The following is a 20266-nucleotide window of genomic DNA, read 5'->3' on the forward strand; positions in this document are numbered from 1 at the left end:
AAAATAGTAGCTATTCTTATGATTACACATAAAATAGATTTTATACTATATTAAAACAGTAAAATACATAGAATTTAAGTGAAAAATACATAGATGTAATATATAATATAAATGGAGTATATTTGTAAAAGGGGGCATTACATTGATTTTGATGATAGACAACTATGATTCTTTTACATATAATTTAGTTCAATTTCTAGGTGAATTAGGGGAAAAGATAGTAGTAAAAAGAAATAATGAAATAACAATAGAGCAGATACAAGATCTTGATCCTAATATAATAGTAATATCTCCAGGCCCTTGTTCTCCAACTGAAGCTGGAATATCAATAGATGTTGTAAACCATTTTAAAGGCAAAAAGGCTATATTAGGAATATGTTTAGGACATCAAACTATTGGACATGTATTTGGTGCAAAAATAATTAAGGCTATAAGACCTGTTCATGGCAAGGTTCATGAAATAAAGCATACAAATAAAGGTGTATTTTATGGACTTAACAATCCTTTAAAGGTTACAAGATATCACTCTCTAGTTATAGATAAAAATACTTTGCCTGATGAGCTTGAAATAACAGCAGTTACAGATGAAGGTGAAATAATGGGAATAAAACATAAAAAATATCTTATAGAAGGAGTTCAATTTCATCCAGAGGCTATATTAACAGAGCAAGGTCATAAGTTATTGAGAAACTTTATAAATCAAGCTAGGGGGCAGATAAATGATAAGTAAGATTCAAACAAAACTTAATTCTTTTGAATTATTTACAATATTCAAAGATGATAATCATAGTTTTATATTAGATAGTGCAATAGATAAAGAAAAATTAGGAAGGTACTCAATAATAAGTGCAAATCCATTTGATATAATAAAGATTAAAAATTCTAATCAAGATCCATTAAAAGAGCTGAGAAAAAAGTTATCAAAATATAAAATAGATAATAAAACACATATTCCGTTTATAGGAGGAGCAGTCGGATATTTATCTTATGATCTTTGTCACTATATAGAAAATCTACCAAAGACAGCACTAGATGATGTATGTATACCTGATATTTATATGGGATTGTACAATTGGGCTATAGTTGTAGATCATTTGAAAGAAGAAGTATATATAGCAACTCCGGATATAGATAAAGACTTAGAAAAGAAAATAATAGATGAAGTTACTAAGAGAGTATTAGATGCTGAAAATAATATAGATAAAATATGCTATGAAGAAAGCTTGCATGATAAAATAAAATTAAAATCAAATTTCAAAAAAGAAGACTACATAAAGGCAATTAATAAAATAAAAAATTACATAGAAACTGGAGATGTATACCAGGTAAATTTAACACAAAGATTTGAGGGGGAAATAAACGTTTCAGACTATGAAATTTACAGAGATTTAAGAAGAATATCTCCTGCACCATTTGGAGCTTTATTAAGATTTGATGATGCTAAAATTCTTTCGAATTCTCCTGAAAGATTTATAAAGTGCGTTGATAAAATTATTCAAACAAGACCTATAAAAGGGACAAGACCTAGAGGAAGAACAAAAAAAGAAGATCAAATGTATAAAAATGAGCTTATAAATAGCGAAAAAGACAAAGCAGAGCTGCTTATGATAGTAGACCTTGAAAGAAATGATTTAGGCAAGGTATGTCAAATAGGTAGCGTAAAGGTACCAGAATTATTTAAATTAGAAGAGTATTCAAATGTACATCATTTAGTTTCAACTGTAATAGGTAAATTAAAAGATGAGTGTGATGCAGTTGATATTATAAAAGCAACTTTTCCAGGTGGATCTATAACAGGTGCACCTAAAATAAGAGCAATGGAAATTATAGATGAACTTGAACCAAATAAAAGGAATGTATATACAGGTTCAATTGGATATATAGGGTTTGATGGCAATTTAGATTTTAATATAGCAATAAGAACTATAGTTAAAAAAGGAGAAAAAATATATTTTCAAGTAGGAGGAGGAATAACTTGGGATTCAAATCCTAACGAAGAATATGAAGAAACTCTTCACAAAGCAAAATCTATTATAAAAGCTTTAAAAGGTGTTTATGAAGAATAAGATCTCATTAGAAAGCAATTTGACAAAATTTGGAATAGGATTATTTGAAACGATCAAGGTATACAAAGGAATCCCAATGTTATTAGATAATCATCTAGAGCGAATATATAATTCCATTAATGAATTAAATATATCGTTTGATATTTGTAAAAATGAAATGAAAAATATAATTATAAAACATTCAAAAAATATAAATAACAAGGCCTTAAGACTAACTATATTTGATGATGGATATAACATTTCTTTAAGAGATATACCATATACTCAAAGTGACTATCTAAGGGGATACAAGCTAAAGATAGCCCCTATAATTAGAGGGAGTAGCATACTTTATACGCACAAAACAGTTAATTATCTAGAGAATATTTATTCTAAAAAAGAGGCTTTAAAACATGGTTTTGATGAATCTTTATTTATCAATATGAAAAACATTATTTTAGAAGGTTCAATGACTAACATATTTTTTATAAAAGATAACATCGTATATACACCATGTGAAAGTCTAAGTATACTTCCAGGAATTATAAGGCAAGAAATCATAGATATATGCACAAAAGAAAAAATAAAGATCAAGAAAACAAAGATACAGTTAAGCAGCGTAAAAGATTTTGAATTTTGCTTTATTACAAATAGTTTGATAGAGCTTATAAAAGTGTCAAATATAGAAGATACATACTTTAAAAAAGAAAACAAGCTATTTAAGTTTATTGAATCTAAACTTAAGGAGAAATGGTATGGATGTATTTAAAGAGGAATTAAAAAAACTACAAGATGATGATAATAATTTATCGATACTTTTAGTTGGCTCAGCACAAACATTAGATTTAATGGATAGAAAAGATATCGATTTATTTGTAATAACTAAAAGTGGAAAGTATCAAATTAGAGAGATAAAAAAAATATCAAATATAGAATTTGATATAAATTATTTTCCTTTGAGTATAGTAGATAAATTGATAGATGACAAAGAGCAATTTTTTATAGAAGCTATGTCTAATTCAACTATTATATATGATAAACAAGGGTTTGCTTTTGAATATGTAAATTTATGCGTAAAAGAATATAATAAAGGACCAGAAAAATTAAGCCATGATGAAATTTTGAATATATACTTTTCATTAGTTGATGATATAAAAAGGATAAAATATAGACAGGATATAGATAAAGGTGAAATTAGTTATCTTTATAGTGTTTATCTTAAAAGAGCATTAGATGTGTATTTTAGACTAAATAATAAATGGATACCAAAAGACAAAAAGATGTTTAAAGTTTTAAAAAAAGAAGATATATATTTATATGAAATGATCAAAAAACTATATAAAACCTACGATTGTTGTATATTAGAAGATATAATAAGGTATATATTTAAAGGAAATTTAGAAAAAACATATATAAAGATGATATACAAAAGAGGAGATGACCTAAATGGATAAGGATAGAATAAAAAAAGCTGTAAAAGAATTATTAGAGGCTATAGGGGAAGACCCTCAAAGAGAAGGATTAAAAGGAACTCCAGATAGAATTGCAAGAATGTTTGAAGAAATCTATTCTGGGATAAATGAAGATCCGAAAAAACATCTTGAAATATACTTTCAAGATGAAAAGCATGAGGAATTAGTATTAGTTAAAGATATACCTTTTTACTCTACTTGTGAACATCACTTAGTTCCTTTTTTTGGGAAGGCACATGTAGCTTATATACCAAAAGGAGGAAAGCTAACAGGTTTATCAAAGCTAGCAAGAGTAGTAGAAACTGTTGCCAGAAGACCTCAACTGCAGGAAAGGATAACAACAACTGTTGCAGATGTAATAAATGAAGTTTTAAATCCACATGGAGTAGTAGTTGTTGTAGAAGCAGAGCATATGTGTATGACTATGAGAGGGATAAAAAAACCAGGATCAAAAACAGTAACATCAGCTGTTCGAGGAATATTCCAAAAGGATGCTGCAGCTAGAGCAGAAGTTATGAGTTTGATAAATCATAAGTAGAGGTGGTATCATGTTTAAATTTGGAAAAAAAACCTATATAATGGGGATATTGAATGTAACTCCAGATAGCTTTTCAGATGGAGGAGAATTTATAGACAAAGATAAAGCATTAAATCATGCTAAAAGTATGATAAAAGAAGGAGCAGATATAATAGATATAGGCGCAGAGTCTACAAGACCTGGCTCTTTAGAAATATCTGAAGATGAAGAACTAAAAAGGTTAATACCTGTATTAGATAATATATGTAATAATATAGACTCCTTTATATCTATAGATACATATAAATCAGGTGTTGCAAAGAAAGTTTTAGAATATAAAGTAGATATGATAAACGATGTTTGGGGACTGCAAAGAGACAAAGAAATGGCTAATGTAATTGCTCACTATGGCGCTTATGTATGTATAATGCATAATCAATCCCACACTAATTACCCTAAGGATATAATACAGAGCATAAAAGAATTTTTTCAAAATAGTATAAAGATAGCTCAAAGAGCAGGTATAAAAGATGAAAAAATAATATTAGATCCTGGAATAGGGTTTGGTAAAACTTATGAGCAAAATATAGAAGTTATGAGAAGAATTTCAGAACTTAAACAGATTGGTTATCCTATTTTGTTAGGAACATCTAGAAAGTCTATGATAGGAAAAATATTAGATCTTCCACCAAAAGAAAGAGTAGAAGGGACAATTGCAACAACTGTAATGGGAATAATGCAAGGAGTAGATATAGTAAGAGTTCATGATATAAAAGAGAATTTAAGGGCGATAAAAGTTGTTGACGAAATATATAGAAAGTAGGTTAGACTATGGATAAGATTATACTTAGTAACTTAGCTTTTTATGGATATCATGGAGTACTAGAAGAAGAGAATAAGTTAGGACAGAAATTTTTTATAGATATAGAGCTTTACTGTGATTTAAAAAAAGCAGGAGAAAGTGATGATTTAAATTTTTCTGTAAACTACGCTAGAGTTTATGACATAGCAAAAGATATCTGTGAAAATAATAGATATAAACTTATAGAAAGCTTAGCAGAAAATATATCAAAAAAAATATTTCAAGAGTTTAATATTATAGATGAAGTGTTGATTAGAATAAAAAAACCTGAAGCACCTGTTAAAGGTATATTTGACTATTTTGGAGTAGAAATAAGGAGAAAAAAAGATGCATAATGTTTATTTAAGTATAGGAACAAATGTTGGAGATAGAGAAAAAAATATAAATGATGCTATAAACTATATAAGCCAAATAGAAAAAACACAAATACTAAAAATATCTAAGGTATATGAAACAGAACCGTGGGGGTATACTAATCAAGAAAAGTTTTTAAATATATGTGTAAAGATAAATACTCACCTTAATCCATATGAGCTTTTAGATAGCTGTCAAATGATAGAGCAATATTTAAAAAGAGAAAGAATCATAAGATGGGGTCCAAGAACTATAGATATTGACATTTTAATTTATGATGATATAATCTGTGAAGATGAAAGATTAACAATTCCTCATCCTAGAATGAAAGAGAGAGCATTTGTTTTGATTCCTTTATTAGATATAGAGCCAAATCTATATGTAGATGGAAAAAGTATAAAGGATATACTGAGTACACTCAATGAGCAGGGAATAAAGGAGTATACTAAAAATGAAAAATAATTTTTCTTTTGAAAAAATATCTATAGTAGATATAAAAGTGCCTGATGATAAGCTTTTTATAGCAGGACCATGTGCAATAGAAAGTTATGATCAGCTTTTAGAGACTGCAAAGTTTGTCAAAAAAAATGGAGCTAATGTATTAAGAGCAGGAGCGTATAAACCAAGAACATCTCCTCATTCTTTCCAAGGTCTGAAAGAAGAAGGATTAAGAATATTAAAACAGGTTAAAAAAGAAGTTGGTATTTGTGTTGTTACAGAGCTAATGGATATAAGAGATTTAGAAAAAATTTATGATGTATCTGATATAATTCAGATTGGATCTAGAAATATGCAAAATTTCTCTTTGCTTTTAGAAGTTGGAAAACAGGACAAACCTATCCTCTTAAAAAGAGGAATAGCGGCAACTGTAACAGAATGGATAAATGCAGCAGAGTATATCGTAATGGGTGGAAATAATAAGATTATAATGTGTGAAAGAGGAATAAGAACTTATAACGATTATACTAGAAACACGTTAGACATATCAGCAGTACCTATAATAAAAAGAGAAACAGGTCTTCCTGTAATAGTTGATCCAAGTCATGCAACGGGAATTAGAGATCTTGTAAAGCCTATGGCGCTTGCAGCAATTGCAGCAGGAGCTGATGGAATAATGGTGGAAGTTCATCCTAGTCCAGAAAATGCACTATCAGATGGAAAACAATCACTGTATTTTCACCAGTTTGAAGATTTAATGACAAGTATAAAAAGAATGAGGCTATAGGCCTCTTTTAATTTTGAATATAAATTATAAAAAAAAAGAAGGATTTTAGAAAAAAAAGTCGAATTATTGAAGACTGTTCTGTTTTTGTTTATTTATTACTAATTCAAATTTGAAATTTTCTGATGAAGGGAAAATATTTTTTATGAAGAATTAATAAAGATGTACACCTAATTTATAGAGGGTGAAATTATGAATGATATTCAAGATGTAATACAACAAATAAAAGAAAGTGTTGATATAGTGGATATAATATCTAGTTATATCAGCATAAGCCCATCAGGGTCAAATTATAAAGCATTATGTCCATTTCATTCCGAAAAAACGCCATCATTTATAATAAGTTCTCAAAAACAGATGTATAAGTGTTTTGGGTGTGGAGAAGGTGGCGATGTAATTAAATTTGTAATGAAAATGGAAAATCTAGACTTTGTTGAAGCTTTAAAATTTTTAGGACAAAAAGTAGGAATACAAATAAACAGTAATAACATAAGTAAAATAGACAGAGAAAAACTAAATAAAGAGCAAAAACTTTTACAAATTCATGCACATGCAGCTAGATATTTTTTTGCAAATCTAATGAAAAAAGATAATTCTGGGTATAAATATCTTATATCTAGAGGATTAGATGAAAAAACTATCAAGTACTTTGGTCTAGGTTATGCTAGTTATAGCTGGGATAATTTAATAAAGTATTTATTAAATAAGGGTTACAAGATAGAAGAAATAGTGGATTGTGGCTTAGCAATACCTAAGAAAAATGGAAAAGGTTATATAGATAGATTTATAAATAGAGTAATATTTCCAATATTTAATACAACAGGAAATGTTATTGGATTTGGAGGAAGAGTTCTTGATAATTCGTTACCAAAGTATTTGAATTCTCCTGATACCCAAATATTTAATAAAAGATTTAATTTATATGGATTAAATTTTGCAAGGAAAAACATTTCAGACAAAACCTTAATAATAGTAGAAGGATATATGGATGTTATAACTTTGTTCCAATTCGGAATAAAAAACGTTGTTGCTTCTTTAGGAACATCTCTTACAAAAGAACAAGGTAAACTTATAAAAAAATATGCAAACAAGGTTATAATAGCATACGATTGTGATGAGGCAGGAGTTGCAGCAACTATTAGAGGAATGGACATATTAAAAGAAGCAGGCCTTGACGTTAAAGTTTTAAAACTTGATAAAGCAAAAGATCCTGATGAGTATATACGAACCTATGGAATTGAAGAATTTAAAAACTCTATTCAAAACTGCATTTCTTTATATGAATTTAAAATAAATATTTTAAGGAAAAAATATAACTTAGATATTGATGATGAAAGAATAAAGTTTACAAAAGAAGCAGCTTTATTGATAAAAGAAATTAAAAGTCCAATAGAAGCAGAGTATTATATAAATTTGATTTCAAAAATAGCTAATATTACTCCTGAGGCTATTAAAAAAGAGATATATGGTAGGTATTATAAAAACAAATTTGTTAAAGAAAAACCTAAAACAATAGAAAAGTTAAAAGTAGAAACAAACACCATAGAAAATGCAGAATTTCAAATTATGAAAATTTTAATAACTAGGAAAGATCTAAGGAGTGTAATTCTTTTAAAACTTGATATAGATGATTTTTTAATAGATAAAAATAAAGAAATAGTTAAATTTATTATTAAAAATAGCGATTTGGACATAATAAGTATTGACAAAATTAAACATTTAGACATAGACGAAAAATTTTTAAATAAAATACTTGATACAGACATATCACATATTGATCTTAAATGTGATTTAAATAACTTACTTACTATTTTCAAAAGAGGAAGTCTTAAACAAAGGGTAGATATTCTTTGTAAAAGGCAAGCTGATCTTGAATATGAAAAAAAGAACAATAAAAATATAGATATGAGTGAGGTTGATATGCAATTGCTTCAAATAGGATTAGATATAATGAAGATAAAAAAACAAATAGACAATCTTATATAGGAAAGGAGGGATATTATGGATATAAAAATTAGCAACGAACAAAAAAAGGCTGTGAAAGATTTAATAGAAGAAGGTAGGAAGAAAGGTAAGCTTACTTATGATAGAATAATGGAAGTATTCGGAGAAATTGATTTAGATAAAGAGCAAATAGAGAATATATATGAAACATTAGGCCAAATGGGAATTGATGTTGTAGAACAAACAGATATAAAAGAAGATATAGATTTCATAAAAGATGATTTGGAAATGATTTCACATCACGATTTAGATGATGATGAATTAGTAGACTTAGAAAATATAGATTTATCGCTTCCTAAGGGGATAAGTATAGATGATCCTGTAAGAATGTATTTAAAAGAAATAGGAAAAATACCTTTATTAACAGCACAAGAAGAGATAGAACTTGCAAAGAGAATGGAAAAAGGAGATGAAACAGCAAAGAAAAGGTTAGTTGAAGCTAACTTAAGATTGGTAGTAAGTATAGCTAAAAGGTATGTAGGAAGAGGAATGTTATTTTTAGATTTAATTCAAGAAGGAAATTTAGGACTTATAAAGGCTGTAGAAAAGTTTGATTATAGCAAAGGGTATAAGTTTAGTACTTATGCTACCTGGTGGATAAGGCAAGCTATTACAAGAGCTATAGCAGATCAAGCTAGAACTATTAGAATACCAGTTCATATGGTAGAAACTATAAATAAATTGATAAGAGTTTCAAGGCAGTTATTACAAGAATTAGGTAGAGAACCAAGGCCAGATGAAATAGCTGAACAAATGGATCTACCTGAAGATAAAATAAGAGAAATATTAAAAATAGCACAAGAACCTGTATCTTTAGAAACTCCTATAGGTGAGGAAGAAGATAGTCACTTAGGAGATTTTATACCTGATGAAGATGCACCAGCTCCAGCAGAGGCTGCAGCTTACTCTCTTTTAAAAGAGCAGATAGAAGAAGTTTTAAAAGATTTAAATGAAAGAGAAAGGAAAGTTTTAAAGCTAAGGTTCGGATTAGAAGATGGAAGAGCTAGAACTCTTGAAGAAGTTGGAAAAGAATTTGAAGTAACCCGTGAAAGAATAAGACAAATAGAAGCTAAGGCCTTAAGAAAACTAAGACACCCAAGCAGATCTAAAAAGTTAAAAGACTATCTAGATTAAAAATTCGCCATGTCGGCGAATTTTTTCTTAAAGATCTTAATTCCAGTATTGCTTTGTACAACCGTATTCAATTTCTTTTCTAATTTCATCTTGAGGCTTTTCTTCTTCTTTTAAATCTTGTATTTGTGAGTGGATTTCTTTGGCTTCTTCTTGCCATTCATATGTTGTTCCACCCCATTTAAATCTAACTAATTTTTGAACTGGTATGTGCTTTTTCATAAAATCACCTCAATATTATTATTTAATAACTTTATACTTTTAATTCTAGAAAGGACGTGTAAACAATTGAAATTAAGTGCAAGATTGAGAAAAATTTGTCAATTAATAACTCCGGGATTCGAAATTGCAGATATAGGAACAGATCATGGATACATACCAATATATCTTGTTAAAAATAATATAGTGCCATTTGCAATAGCATCAGATGTAAACAAAGGTCCTTTAGAAAATGCTAGAAAAGAAGTTTTAAGGAATAATTTGGAAAATAAAATAGACCTAAGATTAGGCTCAGGTCTGAGTGTAGTAAAAAAGGGGGAAGTTAAAGAAGCTATAATAGCTGGTATGGGAGGAACTTTAATATCTGACATATTAAATGATTCATTTGATATTTCGATATCATTAGAAAAATTAATACTTCAGCCGATGCAAAACTCTTCTTATTTAAGAAAGTATCTAATAGAAAATAAGTTCGAAGTAATGGATGAAGTCTTAGTGAAAGAACAGTCTAAAATTTATGAAATAATTGTGGCAAGATATGGTGGAAATTTACAAAAAATTGAAGATGAAATATATTATGAAATCGGCTTAAAATTAATAGAAAACAAAGATCCGCTTTTAGATGAATTTATAGACAAAAAAATAAATGAATACAAAATGGTAATTGAAAAAATAAAAGACTTAAATAATTTTGATGTTAATAGAAAAATAAGATGCTATGAAGATAAAATTAATAAATTAAAGGAGATGAAAACACATGCTTCTTAAAGATATTGTAAATCTAATAGAAAATAAATATCCAAAAGAACTAGCGTATGATTGGGATAATGTAGGGTTAATTATTGGAAATTTAAATGCACATATAAAAAATATATTAATAGCTCTTGATGCTACTGATGAAGTTATACAGGAAGCTATAGAAAACAATGTAGATTTAATAATTACTCATCACCCATTTGTATTTAAACCGATCAAAAAAATAACATCAAATTCTCTAATAGGTAAAAATATATATAAACTTATTAAAAATGATATAAACATATATTGTTGTCATACAAATTTTGATATAGCATATGGAGGATTAAATGATGCTATTTGTGATATTTTAGGACTTAAAAATTTAAAGTTAATAGAGCAAACTAAGGTTGAAAAACTTTATAAAATAGTTGTATATACTCCAATTTCTAGCGTAGAGAAAGTAAGAGAAGCCTTATCAGCAGCTGGAGCAGGTCATATAGGCAATTATAGTCATTGTACATTTAATACCGAAGGAGTAGGTACTTTTATGCCACTTGAGAATACAAATCCACATATAGGAGAAAAGTTTAAATTAGAGAAAGTGCAAGAAACAAAAATAGAAACTATATGTAAAGAGAGTATATTAGACAATGTAATAAATAATATGATAAAAAATCATCCATATGAGGAAGTGGCATATGATGTATATGAACTTAAAAATTCAGGTATTAGATATGGCCTTGGTAGAATAGGAACATGTGAAGAAAATTATACACTTAGGTCTTTTACTGAATACATAAAAGAAAAATTTAGTCTAGAAAGTGTAAAAGTAGTTGGGGATTTAGATAGGAAGATAAATAAAGTAGCAGTAGTATCAGGAAGTGGATCAAGTTTGATTTGCAAAGTTTCGTCAATGAATGCAGATGTTCTTATAACTGGAGATATAAAATATCACGAAGCACAACAAGCCCTTGAAAGTGGAGTTAGCATTATTGATATAGGGCATTTTGGAAGCGAAAAAATATTTAGTGATATATTACAAAAGTATTTACAAGAAAAACTAGAGAATGTGAATATAATAAAATCAAAAGAATGCAAAGATCCTTTTAAAACAATTTAAAATATAATGTATATACTTTAAATAATTTGTTAACACTCAAAATGTAAAGATTATCTTACATAAAAGGAGTGTTAATATTGATTCAAAAGGGTGCGATAGATAATAGTATAGACCCTGAAATAGCAATTTTGAACATATTAAAAGAATACTTTGCAAATAGAATAGGCGTAGGATGTAGCGTACAGCTTTATGATTATAAGTATGACGAAAATTTAAATTTTGAGATCGTGGATACAGCTAGTGCAAATTTTATGGAAAACAAGATTTCAGAAGATAGTCCTCTAGGAAAAGCACTGATAGGCAAAAAAGCAGGAGATGAAGTAGTGGTAACTGTTCCTGATGGAAAAGAAAGATATAAAATAATATGTTGGAGCAGAAAAAAGTCTGAATAACTCAGACTTTTTTCTTTTTTTTGGAATAATTCAGTTAGAAGGTGAATATCTTGAAATAGTAAGTAAAAGTTAAAGCGACTTTGCTAAAGCTTTATGAAGAATTAACACATGATAAGGAGGAAAGTATGGACAAATATAGATCGAGTTATTTACCTGAGTGTTTTTTTGAAAAAAATCTTTTATCCCAGCAAAAAGCATATAAAAGTTATGAGTACTTTGGAGCTCATATTATAAAAAATGTTGTATTTGAAGGTGTAAGTTTTGTCCTATTTGCTCCTAATGCATTGAGCGTAAGTGTAGTAGGAGATTTTAATAGATGGAATGGAAAAGATCATGTAATGAAAAAAATAGATGATAAAGGAATATGGCATATAGTTATATCAGACTTAAAGCAAGGTGACATATATAAATATGAAATACATACAAAAGATAATAAAAAGATATTAAAAGCTGATCCATATGCTTTTTTTTCACAGAAAAGGCCAGAAACAGCATCTGTTATAGCAAGTTTAGATGGATATAAATGGAATGATGAAGAATGGATGAAAAAAAGAAATAAGGCTGATTTAAATAAAAAGCCCATGATGATATATGAATTACATTTAGGGTCGTGGAAACGTAAAGAAAATGGACAGTTTTATAATTATAGAGAAATTGCTGATGAGCTTATAGAGTATGTATTGAAAATGGGATATACCCATGTTGAAATATTACCAATATGTGAACATCCACTTGATGATTCTTGGGGGTATCAGGTAACTGGATATTATAGTGTGACAAGCAGATATGGACAAGTACAAGACTTTATGTATTTTGTAGATAAATGTCATCAAAATGGTATAGGAGTTATTTTAGATTGGGTTCCTGGACATTTTTGTAAAGACGAACACGGTCTTTATAGGTTTGATGGCTCTGCATTGTATGAATATGACAATGAATTTATGTCAGAAAATATTGAGTGGGGCACAGCAATATTTGATTATAGAAAAAGTTATATACATAGCTTTTTAATATCTAATGCTATATTTTGGTTAGATAAATATCATATAGATGGATTAAGAGTAGATGCAGTATCATATATGCTTTATTTAAATGCTGGTAAAAGTGGCAATAAATTAGTGAATATGTATGGAGGAGATGAAAATCTAGAGGCAATTGAATTTATAAAAAAACTGAATGAAGTTATATCTATGTATTTTCCTCAAGCTATTATGATAGCAGAAGAATCTACTGCATGGCCTAGTGTTACAAAACCAACACACATAGGTGGTTTAGGATTTGATTTTAAGTGGAATATGGGATGGATGAATGACATATTAAAATATATGGAAATAGATCCAATACATAGAAAATGGCATCACAATTTAATTACATTTTCGTTTATGTATGCTTTTTCAGAAAAATATATTTTGCCTTTATCTCATGATGAAGTAGTACATGGTAAGAAATCTTTGATTCAGAAAATGCCAGGAGATTATTGGAATAAATTTGCGAATTTAAGATTATTGTATTCATATATGATAGCTCATCCGGGTAAAAAATTAATATTTATGGGAAGTGAATTTGCTCATTTTTCAGAATGGAATTTTAATAAAGAACTTGACTGGATGTTACTTGATTTTGAAAAACATTCAAAGACAAAAAAGTATGTTGAAGATCTTATTAGATTTTATAAAAGTGAAAATGCTCTTTATGAACTTGAAAGTGATTATAGAGGATTTGAATGGATAGATCATCAGAATTATCAAGAAAGTGTAATTTCATTTATGAGGAAAGGATCAGATCAGAAAAATTTTGTTATAGGAGTTTTTAATTTTACGCCTGTACCTAGATATAGTTACAAAGTAGGAGTACCTGTTAAGGGAAGATATAAAGAGGTATTTAATAGCGATTTAAGTATGTATGGAGGATCTGGGTGTGTCAATGATGATACAATTGAATCTAGGAACTCAAGATGGAACACTCAGCCTTATCACATAACATTAAATGTACCACCGTTAGGTGCAGTATTTTTAAAATTAGAAGATAAATAGATATTTAAAAGACAGAAATCATGGGGGGATAAAGTATGGCAAGACAAAAGAAAGAAGTTATAGCTATGTTACTTGCAGGAGGTCAGGGGTCTAGGTTAAATGAATTAACTAAAAAAATAGCAAAACCAGCAGTACCATTTGGAGGAAAATATAGAATTATAGATTTTACCCTTAGCAATTGTTCAAATTCAGGTATAGATACTGTAGGTGTTTTAACTCAATATCAACCTTTAGAATTAAATAATCATATTGGAATTGGAAGCTCATGGGATTTAGACAGAAAAAATGGGGGAGTTAGCATTTTACAACCATACACAGGAAAAGATGGAGGAAGATGGTATAAAGGAACTGCAAATGCTATATATGAAAATATGGATTTTATAGATTCTTACGATCCTGAATATGTACTTATTTTATCAGGAGATCACATATATAAAATGAACTATTCACTAATGCTAAAACAGCATAAGAAAAACAATGCTCAAGCAACAATAGCTGTTATTCAGGTTCCATTTGAAGAAGCTAGTAGATTTGGAATTATGAATATAAATGAAGAAGGAAAAATAATTGAATTTGAAGAAAAACCTAAAAATCCAAAAAGTAATCTAGCTTCTATGGGAATATATATATTCAACTGGAGTGTTTTAAGGGAATATCTAATAGATGATGAAAAAGATAAAGATTCAAGTAATGACTTTGGAAAAAATATAATACCAAAGATGTTATCTCAAGGTGTAGACCTTTATACATATGTATTTGATGGGTATTGGAAAGATGTAGGAACAATACAAAGTTACTGGGAAGCTAATATGGATTTATTAAAGGAAGATAATAAGTTAGATTTATACGATTCAAGTTGGAAAATATATTCTAATAATCCTGTTAATCCACCGCATTATGTTAGTTCAACAGGATCGGTTAAATCATCTTTATTAAATGAAGGATGTATAATTCATGGAGAAGTTGAAAATAGCATATTGTTTCCTGGAGTGCACATAGGTAAAAATTCAAAGATCATACAATCAGTTATAATGCCAGGAGCTTTTATAGAAGATAATGTAATAATAAAAAAAGGTATAGTTATGAGTAATGTAAGAGTAAAAGAAGGAAGAACTATTGAAAGTAAAAATGAAATAAGTATAGTTACAGATGAATTATAAAGGGGGATTTTACTATGATGGATACAATGGGAATAATTAACTTAAGTGAAAGTGAAGAACTTATAGGAGAACTTACAAAAAATAGGCCTATAGCTAGTATACCTATATCTGGAAGATACAGAGTTATAGATTTTATATTATCTAATATGGTAAATGCAGGTATAAACAATATAGCTATATTTACCCATGGAAAATCTAGATCGTTAAGAGAACATTTAGGTTCTGGAAAAGAATGGGATTTAGATAGAAAAATAGATGGATTATTTGTATTCAATTCTGAATTTAGTACAAATCAAAGAGTTTTACATAAAGGTGATTTGGATAATTTTAAAAATAATTTAGATTACATAAAAACAAGTAGACAAGAATATGTAGTTTTATCTAGAAGTTATATGATTTGTAATATAAATTTGAAAGAGGCTATAAGATACCACAAAGAAAGTAATGTAGATATGACTATAGTTTATAAAGAGGTAGACAATAGTGATGATAAGTTTTTAAGTTGTGATGTTTTAAGTATTGATGAAGATGGAAAGGTAAAAGGTATAGGGGTTAATCTAGGAAGAAAAGAAAAAACAAATTTATCAATGGAAATATACATAATGAAAAAAGATCTTCTTTTAAAAATAATAGAAGACAGCATATCAAGTGGAAATTACAATTACCTAAAAAATGCCATATATCACAATATAAGTAATCTAAATGTGAATGCATTTAAATTTTCAGGATATTTATCATGTATAAATACAACTGAGAATTACTATAAGACAAATATGGAAATGCTTAACTATGACCAGTACAAAGAATTGTTTTACAGACATGGAAATATATATACAAAGATAAAAGATGGAGCTCCTGCTAAATACAAAGATGATGCTGTTATAAAAAACTCTATAATAGCCAATGGATGTATTATAGAGGGAACTGTTGAAAACAGCATAATAGGAAGAGGCGTAAAAATAGGAAAGGGAGCAGTTATAAAAGATAGTGTTATAATGGCTAAGTGTAATATAGATGAAGGTGTCTACATTGAAAATGCTATCCTTGATAAAAATGTAATCATAACTAAGAATAAACTACTCAGAGGAGATATGAAAAAGCCATTAGTTATCGGTAAAGACTATGAACTGTAAAGATGAGGGGGATTTAAATGTTAAAATTACTTTATGTTGCATCTGAAGGTTTTCCTTTTGTGAAAACTGGGGGGCTTGGAGATGTTGCTTATTCACTACCAAAGGAACTTAGAAAAAAGGGAATAGATGTAAGGGTTGTACTTCCGAAATATAATGCTATACCTGAAAGATATAAATCAAATATGAAGTTGATTAAATCTATATATGTACAAGTTGGATGGAGGATGCAGTATTGTGGTATTGAATATTTAGAAAACGAAGGAGTGCCTTATTATTTTATAGATAATGAATATTATTTCAAAAGAGAAGGGGGATATTACGGATTTTATGATGATGCAGAAAGATTCAGTTTTTATAATAGAGCAGTTTTAGAAATGATAGATCATATAGATTTTAAACCTGATATAATTCACTGTAATGATTGGCATACAGGGATGATACCTGTATTTTTAAAGGCTCATTACAACCAAAACCCTAGATACTATGATATAAAGACTATGTTTACTATACACAATTTAAAATATCAAGGTATATTTCCACCAGAAATATTAGGAGATTTATTAAATCTTGGTATGGAATATTATAATCAAGATGCTATAGAGTTTTATGGTGCTATAAATTTCATGAAAGGTGGAATAAACTTTTCTGATGTAGTAACTACAGTAAGTCCTAGTTATTCACAAGAAATTCAATATCCATACTTTGGAGAAAAATTAGATGGATTATTAAGATACAGAAAAGAAAAATTATACGGCATATTAAATGGAATAGATTATGACGTTTATAATCCTTTAACTGATAAGAATATATTTGTAAATTACGATATAAATTGTATAAATAAAAAATACGAAAATAAACTATTCCTACAAGAACAAGTAGGTCTTGATAAAAGACAATGTCCAGTTATAAGTATGGTTACAAGACTTGATGAAATGAAAGGTCTCGATTTGGTTATACACGTTTTAGACGAAATACTATCAAATGATATTCAAATGATAATACTAGGAACTGGAGATGCAAAATATGAACATATTTTAAGTGAATATCAAACTAGGTATAAAGGTAAATTATCTGTAAATAATTTATTTGACAATACACTAGCTCATAGAATATATGCAGGATCTGATATGTTGCTTATGCCTTCTAAATTTGAGCCTTGTGGACTTTCTCAATTAATTGCTTTAAGGTATGGAACTATACCTATAGTTAGAAATACAGGAGGATTAAAGGATACCATAACTCATTATAATAATTACAATGGAAATGGATTTGTATTTGATAACTATAATGCTCATGATATGCTCTATATAATTCAAGAAGCTATATCAGTTTATAATGACAAGAATAGATGGAATACAATAGTAAATAATGCCATGACTAAAGATTACAGTTGGACACAGTCAGCATTAGAATATAAAAAATTATATGAAAATCTTACAAGAGGGGGGAATTTATGAATATTATAGAAAATGAGTTTAAACAAAGTTATATAAGATCTCTTAAAATAACCAGAGGAAAGAGTTTATGTAATGCAACAACTTTAGATAAATATTTAGCGTTATGTAACTTAATAAGGGAATATATATTTGAAAATTGGGTGAAAACTAACGAAATTTATGAAGAAAATAGTGAAAAGCAAGTATATTATTTTTCTATGGAATTTTTAATGGGAAAACTCCTAGTTAGCAATTTGATAAATCTTGGAATAAAAGATATTTGTGAAAATGCTCTCAAAGAGCTTAATATAAGCTTAAATGAATTAGAGGAATTTGAAGATGATATGGGACTTGGAAACGGTGGATTAGGAAGACTTGCTGCATGTTTTTTAGATTCTATGGCTAGTATAGATGTCCCAGGACATGGAATAGGTATACGATATAACTATGGATTTTTCAAGCAGAAAATAGTAAATGGATATCAAATAGAACATCCAGATTATTGGCTCGAAAAAGAAAATCCTTGGGAAGTAAAAAGGCAGGATGAAGCTATAAGGGTAAAATTTTATGGAAATGTTAAAATGGAATATAAAGATAATAAATTAGTTTTTATTCATCAAGATTATGAATCTGTTTTGGCTATACCATACGATGTTCCTATAGTCGGATACAAAAATAATAAAGTAAATACTTTAAGATTGTGGAGTGTTAAGGCTGAAGATGAATTTGATTACCATATGTTTTCAAGAGGAGAGTATCATCGTGCAGTTGAAAACAAGCTAAACGCAGAGGCTATATGTAACACATTATATCCAGATGATAGCCATGAAAAAGGAAAATTACTAAGATTAAAGCAAGAATATTTCCTAGTTTGTGCAGGAGTTAAAAGTATAGTAAATCAATATAAAAAGCTTGGTAAGGATTTAACTCAATTCCATAAGCATATAGCAATTCATATAAATGATACACATCCATCCTTAGCTATTCCAGAACTTATGAGAATACTTATAGATGAAGAAGGGTTAGGATGGGATCAAGCTTGGGAAATAACTAAAAATACAATATCTTATACAAATCATACAATAATGTCTGAAGCGTTGGAAAAGTGGGATATAAATTTATTTAAAAAACTTCTTCCTAGAATATTTATGATAATAGAAGAAATAGATAGAAGATTTAGGCAAGAGATAAAGAATACTAAAAATACATCTATAATAAGTGATAATAATATAAAAATGGCTAATTTGTCTATAATAGGAAGTCACAGCGTGAATGGAGTAGCACAGCTTCACACTGAAATTTTGAAGAAAAAGGAACTTAAAGACTTTTATATAATTTATCCAAACAAATTCAACAACAAGACAAATGGGATAGCTCATAGAAGATGGTTGTTAAAGTGTAATCCTCTTTTAGCAGATCTTATAAGTCAAACAATAGGAACAGAATGGATATGTGATCCTATAAGACTTGTTGATCTAGCTAAATTCAAGAAAGACTCATATATAAAAGAAAAATTAGATCTTGTAAAAAGAAACAACAAGCTCAATCTTAGTAAACTTATAAGTAGAAAAAATTCAATTAATATAGATCCGGATTCTATATTTGATGTTCAGATAAAAAGAATACACGAATATAAAAGACAGACTTTAAATATATTTAATGTTATTCATTTGTACAATACTATTTTAGAAAATCCTAATTTAGACATACATCCAAGAACATTCATATTTTCGGGGAAAGCAGCTCCTGGTTATTTCATGGCCAAGAAGATAATAAAACTAATAAATACTGTTGCAGATAAAATAAACAACGATAAAAGAGTAAAAGACAAAATAAAAGTTGTGTTTATGGAAGATTATAGTGTTAGTCTTGCTGAAAAGATAATACCAGCTTGTGATGTAAGTGAACAGATATCTACAACTACAAAAGAAGCATCAGGAACTGGAAATATGAAATTTATGATGAATGGAGCTATAACTATAGCAACTTTAGATGGTGCAAATATAGAAATAGCAAAGGCAGTAGGAGAAGACAATATAGTTTTATTTGGAATTAGAGCAAAGGAATTTTATGACCTTCAAGGATCATATAACTGTTTAGATATTTATAATAACGATTTAAGAGTTAAAAAAGTGTTAGATAGTCTCGTAAATGGATTTTTAACACAAGACCATTTGGAATTTGAACCTCTATATAGCTCAATTATTAAAAATAATGACCAGTATTTTATTCTTAAAGATTTCAATTCTTATATAAATGCCCAAAATAAAATAGATAAATTATACAAAAATAAAGATAAATGGTTAGAAATGGCAGTTGTAAATATAGCACATTCAGGTATATTTTCTAGTGATAATACTATATATGAATATGCTAAAGAAATATGGAATGTGAGCTGTCGATAGGTGAAAGCATATCATTTATAAAG

Annotated in this window: 20 protein-coding genes; 19 read left to right on the top strand and 1 reads right to left on the bottom strand. The window is 28.3% G+C overall.

Annotated features, from left to right (window positions below):
- The first annotated feature begins 142 nt into the window (after positions 1 to 142).
- From JWYL7_RS04235 to rpoD, 11 genes are all read left to right on the top strand, one after another.
- Positions 143 to 730 (top strand): anthranilate synthase component II, encoded by a 588-nt coding sequence (locus JWYL7_RS04235; RefSeq protein WP_066069392.1) that lies wholly within the window; start codon positions 143 to 145, stop codon positions 728 to 730.
- Complete coding sequence (gene pabB, locus JWYL7_RS04240; RefSeq protein ID WP_066069395.1) at positions 720 to 2066, top strand: aminodeoxychorismate synthase component I; 1347 nt, start codon at positions 720 to 722, stop codon at positions 2064 to 2066. Before JWYL7_RS04235 ends, pabB begins: the two co-directional genes overlap by 11 nt.
- Entirely contained in the window at positions 2056 to 2814 is a 759-nt protein-coding gene (locus tag JWYL7_RS04245) for an aminotransferase class IV (protein WP_066069398.1), read from the top strand. The genes pabB and JWYL7_RS04245 overlap by 11 nt, the downstream gene beginning before the upstream one ends.
- Complete coding sequence (locus JWYL7_RS04250) at positions 2801 to 3499, top strand: hypothetical protein (RefSeq protein WP_066069401.1); 699 nt, start codon at positions 2801 to 2803, stop codon at positions 3497 to 3499. Before JWYL7_RS04245 ends, JWYL7_RS04250 begins: the two co-directional genes overlap by 14 nt.
- Positions 3492 to 4055, top strand: a complete 564-nt coding sequence (gene folE, locus JWYL7_RS04255) for a GTP cyclohydrolase I FolE (RefSeq protein WP_066069404.1) — start codon at positions 3492 to 3494, stop codon at positions 4053 to 4055. The genes JWYL7_RS04250 and folE overlap by 8 nt, the downstream gene beginning before the upstream one ends.
- 10 nt (positions 4056 to 4065) lie before the next feature.
- Entirely contained in the window at positions 4066 to 4857 is a 792-nt protein-coding gene (gene folP, locus JWYL7_RS04260) for a dihydropteroate synthase (RefSeq protein ID WP_066069407.1), read from the top strand.
- An 8-nt stretch (positions 4858 to 4865) separates the two neighbouring features.
- Positions 4866 to 5231, top strand: a complete 366-nt coding sequence (gene folB, locus JWYL7_RS04265) for a dihydroneopterin aldolase (protein WP_066069410.1) — start codon at positions 4866 to 4868, stop codon at positions 5229 to 5231.
- Positions 5224 to 5712, top strand: a complete 489-nt coding sequence (gene folK / locus JWYL7_RS04270; protein WP_066069413.1) for a 2-amino-4-hydroxy-6-hydroxymethyldihydropteridine diphosphokinase — start codon at positions 5224 to 5226, stop codon at positions 5710 to 5712. Before folB ends, folK begins: the two co-directional genes overlap by 8 nt.
- A complete protein-coding gene (aroF, locus tag JWYL7_RS04275) occupies positions 5702 to 6475 on the top strand; it encodes a 3-deoxy-7-phosphoheptulonate synthase (RefSeq protein WP_066069417.1) in 774 nt (257 codons plus the stop codon). The genes folK and aroF overlap by 11 nt, the downstream gene beginning before the upstream one ends.
- 189 nt (positions 6476 to 6664) lie before the next feature.
- Positions 6665 to 8458: a DNA primase gene (gene dnaG, locus JWYL7_RS04280; RefSeq protein WP_066069420.1), complete on the top strand. Its 1794-nt coding sequence runs from the start codon at positions 6665 to 6667 to the stop codon at positions 8456 to 8458.
- A 15-nt stretch (positions 8459 to 8473) separates the two neighbouring features.
- Positions 8474 to 9610, top strand: a complete 1137-nt coding sequence (rpoD, locus tag JWYL7_RS04285) for an RNA polymerase sigma factor RpoD (RefSeq protein ID WP_066069422.1) — start codon at positions 8474 to 8476, stop codon at positions 9608 to 9610.
- A gap of 36 nt (positions 9611 to 9646) precedes the next feature.
- Here the strand turns inward: rpoD and JWYL7_RS04290 are convergent, their stop codons facing one another.
- Complete coding sequence (locus JWYL7_RS04290) at positions 9647 to 9829, bottom strand: hypothetical protein (protein ID WP_066069425.1); 183 nt, start codon at positions 9827 to 9829, stop codon at positions 9647 to 9649.
- A 66-nt stretch (positions 9830 to 9895) separates the two neighbouring features.
- Between JWYL7_RS04290 and JWYL7_RS04295 the strand changes: the two genes are divergently transcribed.
- The 8 genes from JWYL7_RS04295 to JWYL7_RS04330 all read left to right on the top strand — a co-directional run bounded on the left by JWYL7_RS04295 (position 9896) and on the right by JWYL7_RS04330 (position 20243).
- Complete coding sequence (locus tag JWYL7_RS04295) at positions 9896 to 10594, top strand: tRNA (adenine(22)-N(1))-methyltransferase (protein ID WP_066069428.1); 699 nt, start codon at positions 9896 to 9898, stop codon at positions 10592 to 10594.
- On the top strand, positions 10584 to 11684 hold the full coding sequence (locus JWYL7_RS04300; RefSeq protein WP_066069431.1) for a Nif3-like dinuclear metal center hexameric protein: 1101 nt from the start codon (positions 10584 to 10586) through the stop codon (positions 11682 to 11684). The genes JWYL7_RS04295 and JWYL7_RS04300 overlap by 11 nt, the downstream gene beginning before the upstream one ends.
- 77 nt (positions 11685 to 11761) lie before the next feature.
- The gene (locus JWYL7_RS04305; protein ID WP_066069434.1) at positions 11762 to 12076 is read left to right on the top strand and encodes a GreA/GreB family elongation factor; all 315 of its coding nucleotides are present in this window, start codon (positions 11762 to 11764) and stop codon (positions 12074 to 12076) included.
- Positions 12077 to 12201: 125 nt separating this feature from the next.
- A complete protein-coding gene (gene glgB / locus JWYL7_RS04310) occupies positions 12202 to 14109 on the top strand; it encodes a 1,4-alpha-glucan branching protein GlgB (RefSeq protein WP_066069437.1) in 1908 nt (635 codons plus the stop codon).
- A gap of 35 nt (positions 14110 to 14144) precedes the next feature.
- Positions 14145 to 15269, top strand: coding sequence for a glucose-1-phosphate adenylyltransferase (locus JWYL7_RS04315; RefSeq protein ID WP_066069440.1), 1125 nt, complete (start codon positions 14145 to 14147; stop codon positions 15267 to 15269).
- A 14-nt stretch (positions 15270 to 15283) separates the two neighbouring features.
- On the top strand, positions 15284 to 16402 hold the full coding sequence (glgD, locus tag JWYL7_RS04320; protein WP_066069443.1) for a glucose-1-phosphate adenylyltransferase subunit GlgD: 1119 nt from the start codon (positions 15284 to 15286) through the stop codon (positions 16400 to 16402).
- Positions 16403 to 16419: 17 nt separating this feature from the next.
- The gene (glgA, locus tag JWYL7_RS04325) at positions 16420 to 17859 is read left to right on the top strand and encodes a glycogen synthase GlgA (protein ID WP_066069446.1); all 1440 of its coding nucleotides are present in this window, start codon (positions 16420 to 16422) and stop codon (positions 17857 to 17859) included.
- Complete coding sequence (locus tag JWYL7_RS04330; RefSeq protein ID WP_066069449.1) at positions 17856 to 20243, top strand: glycogen/starch/alpha-glucan phosphorylase; 2388 nt, start codon at positions 17856 to 17858, stop codon at positions 20241 to 20243. The genes glgA and JWYL7_RS04330 overlap by 4 nt, the downstream gene beginning before the upstream one ends.
- Positions 20244 to 20266 lie beyond the last annotated feature (23 nt).

Source organism: Alkalithermobacter thermoalcaliphilus JW-YL-7 = DSM 7308, assembly GCA_001584565.1.
Lineage (GTDB): Bacteria > Bacillota > Clostridia > Peptostreptococcales > Peptostreptococcaceae > Alkalithermobacter > Alkalithermobacter thermoalcaliphilus.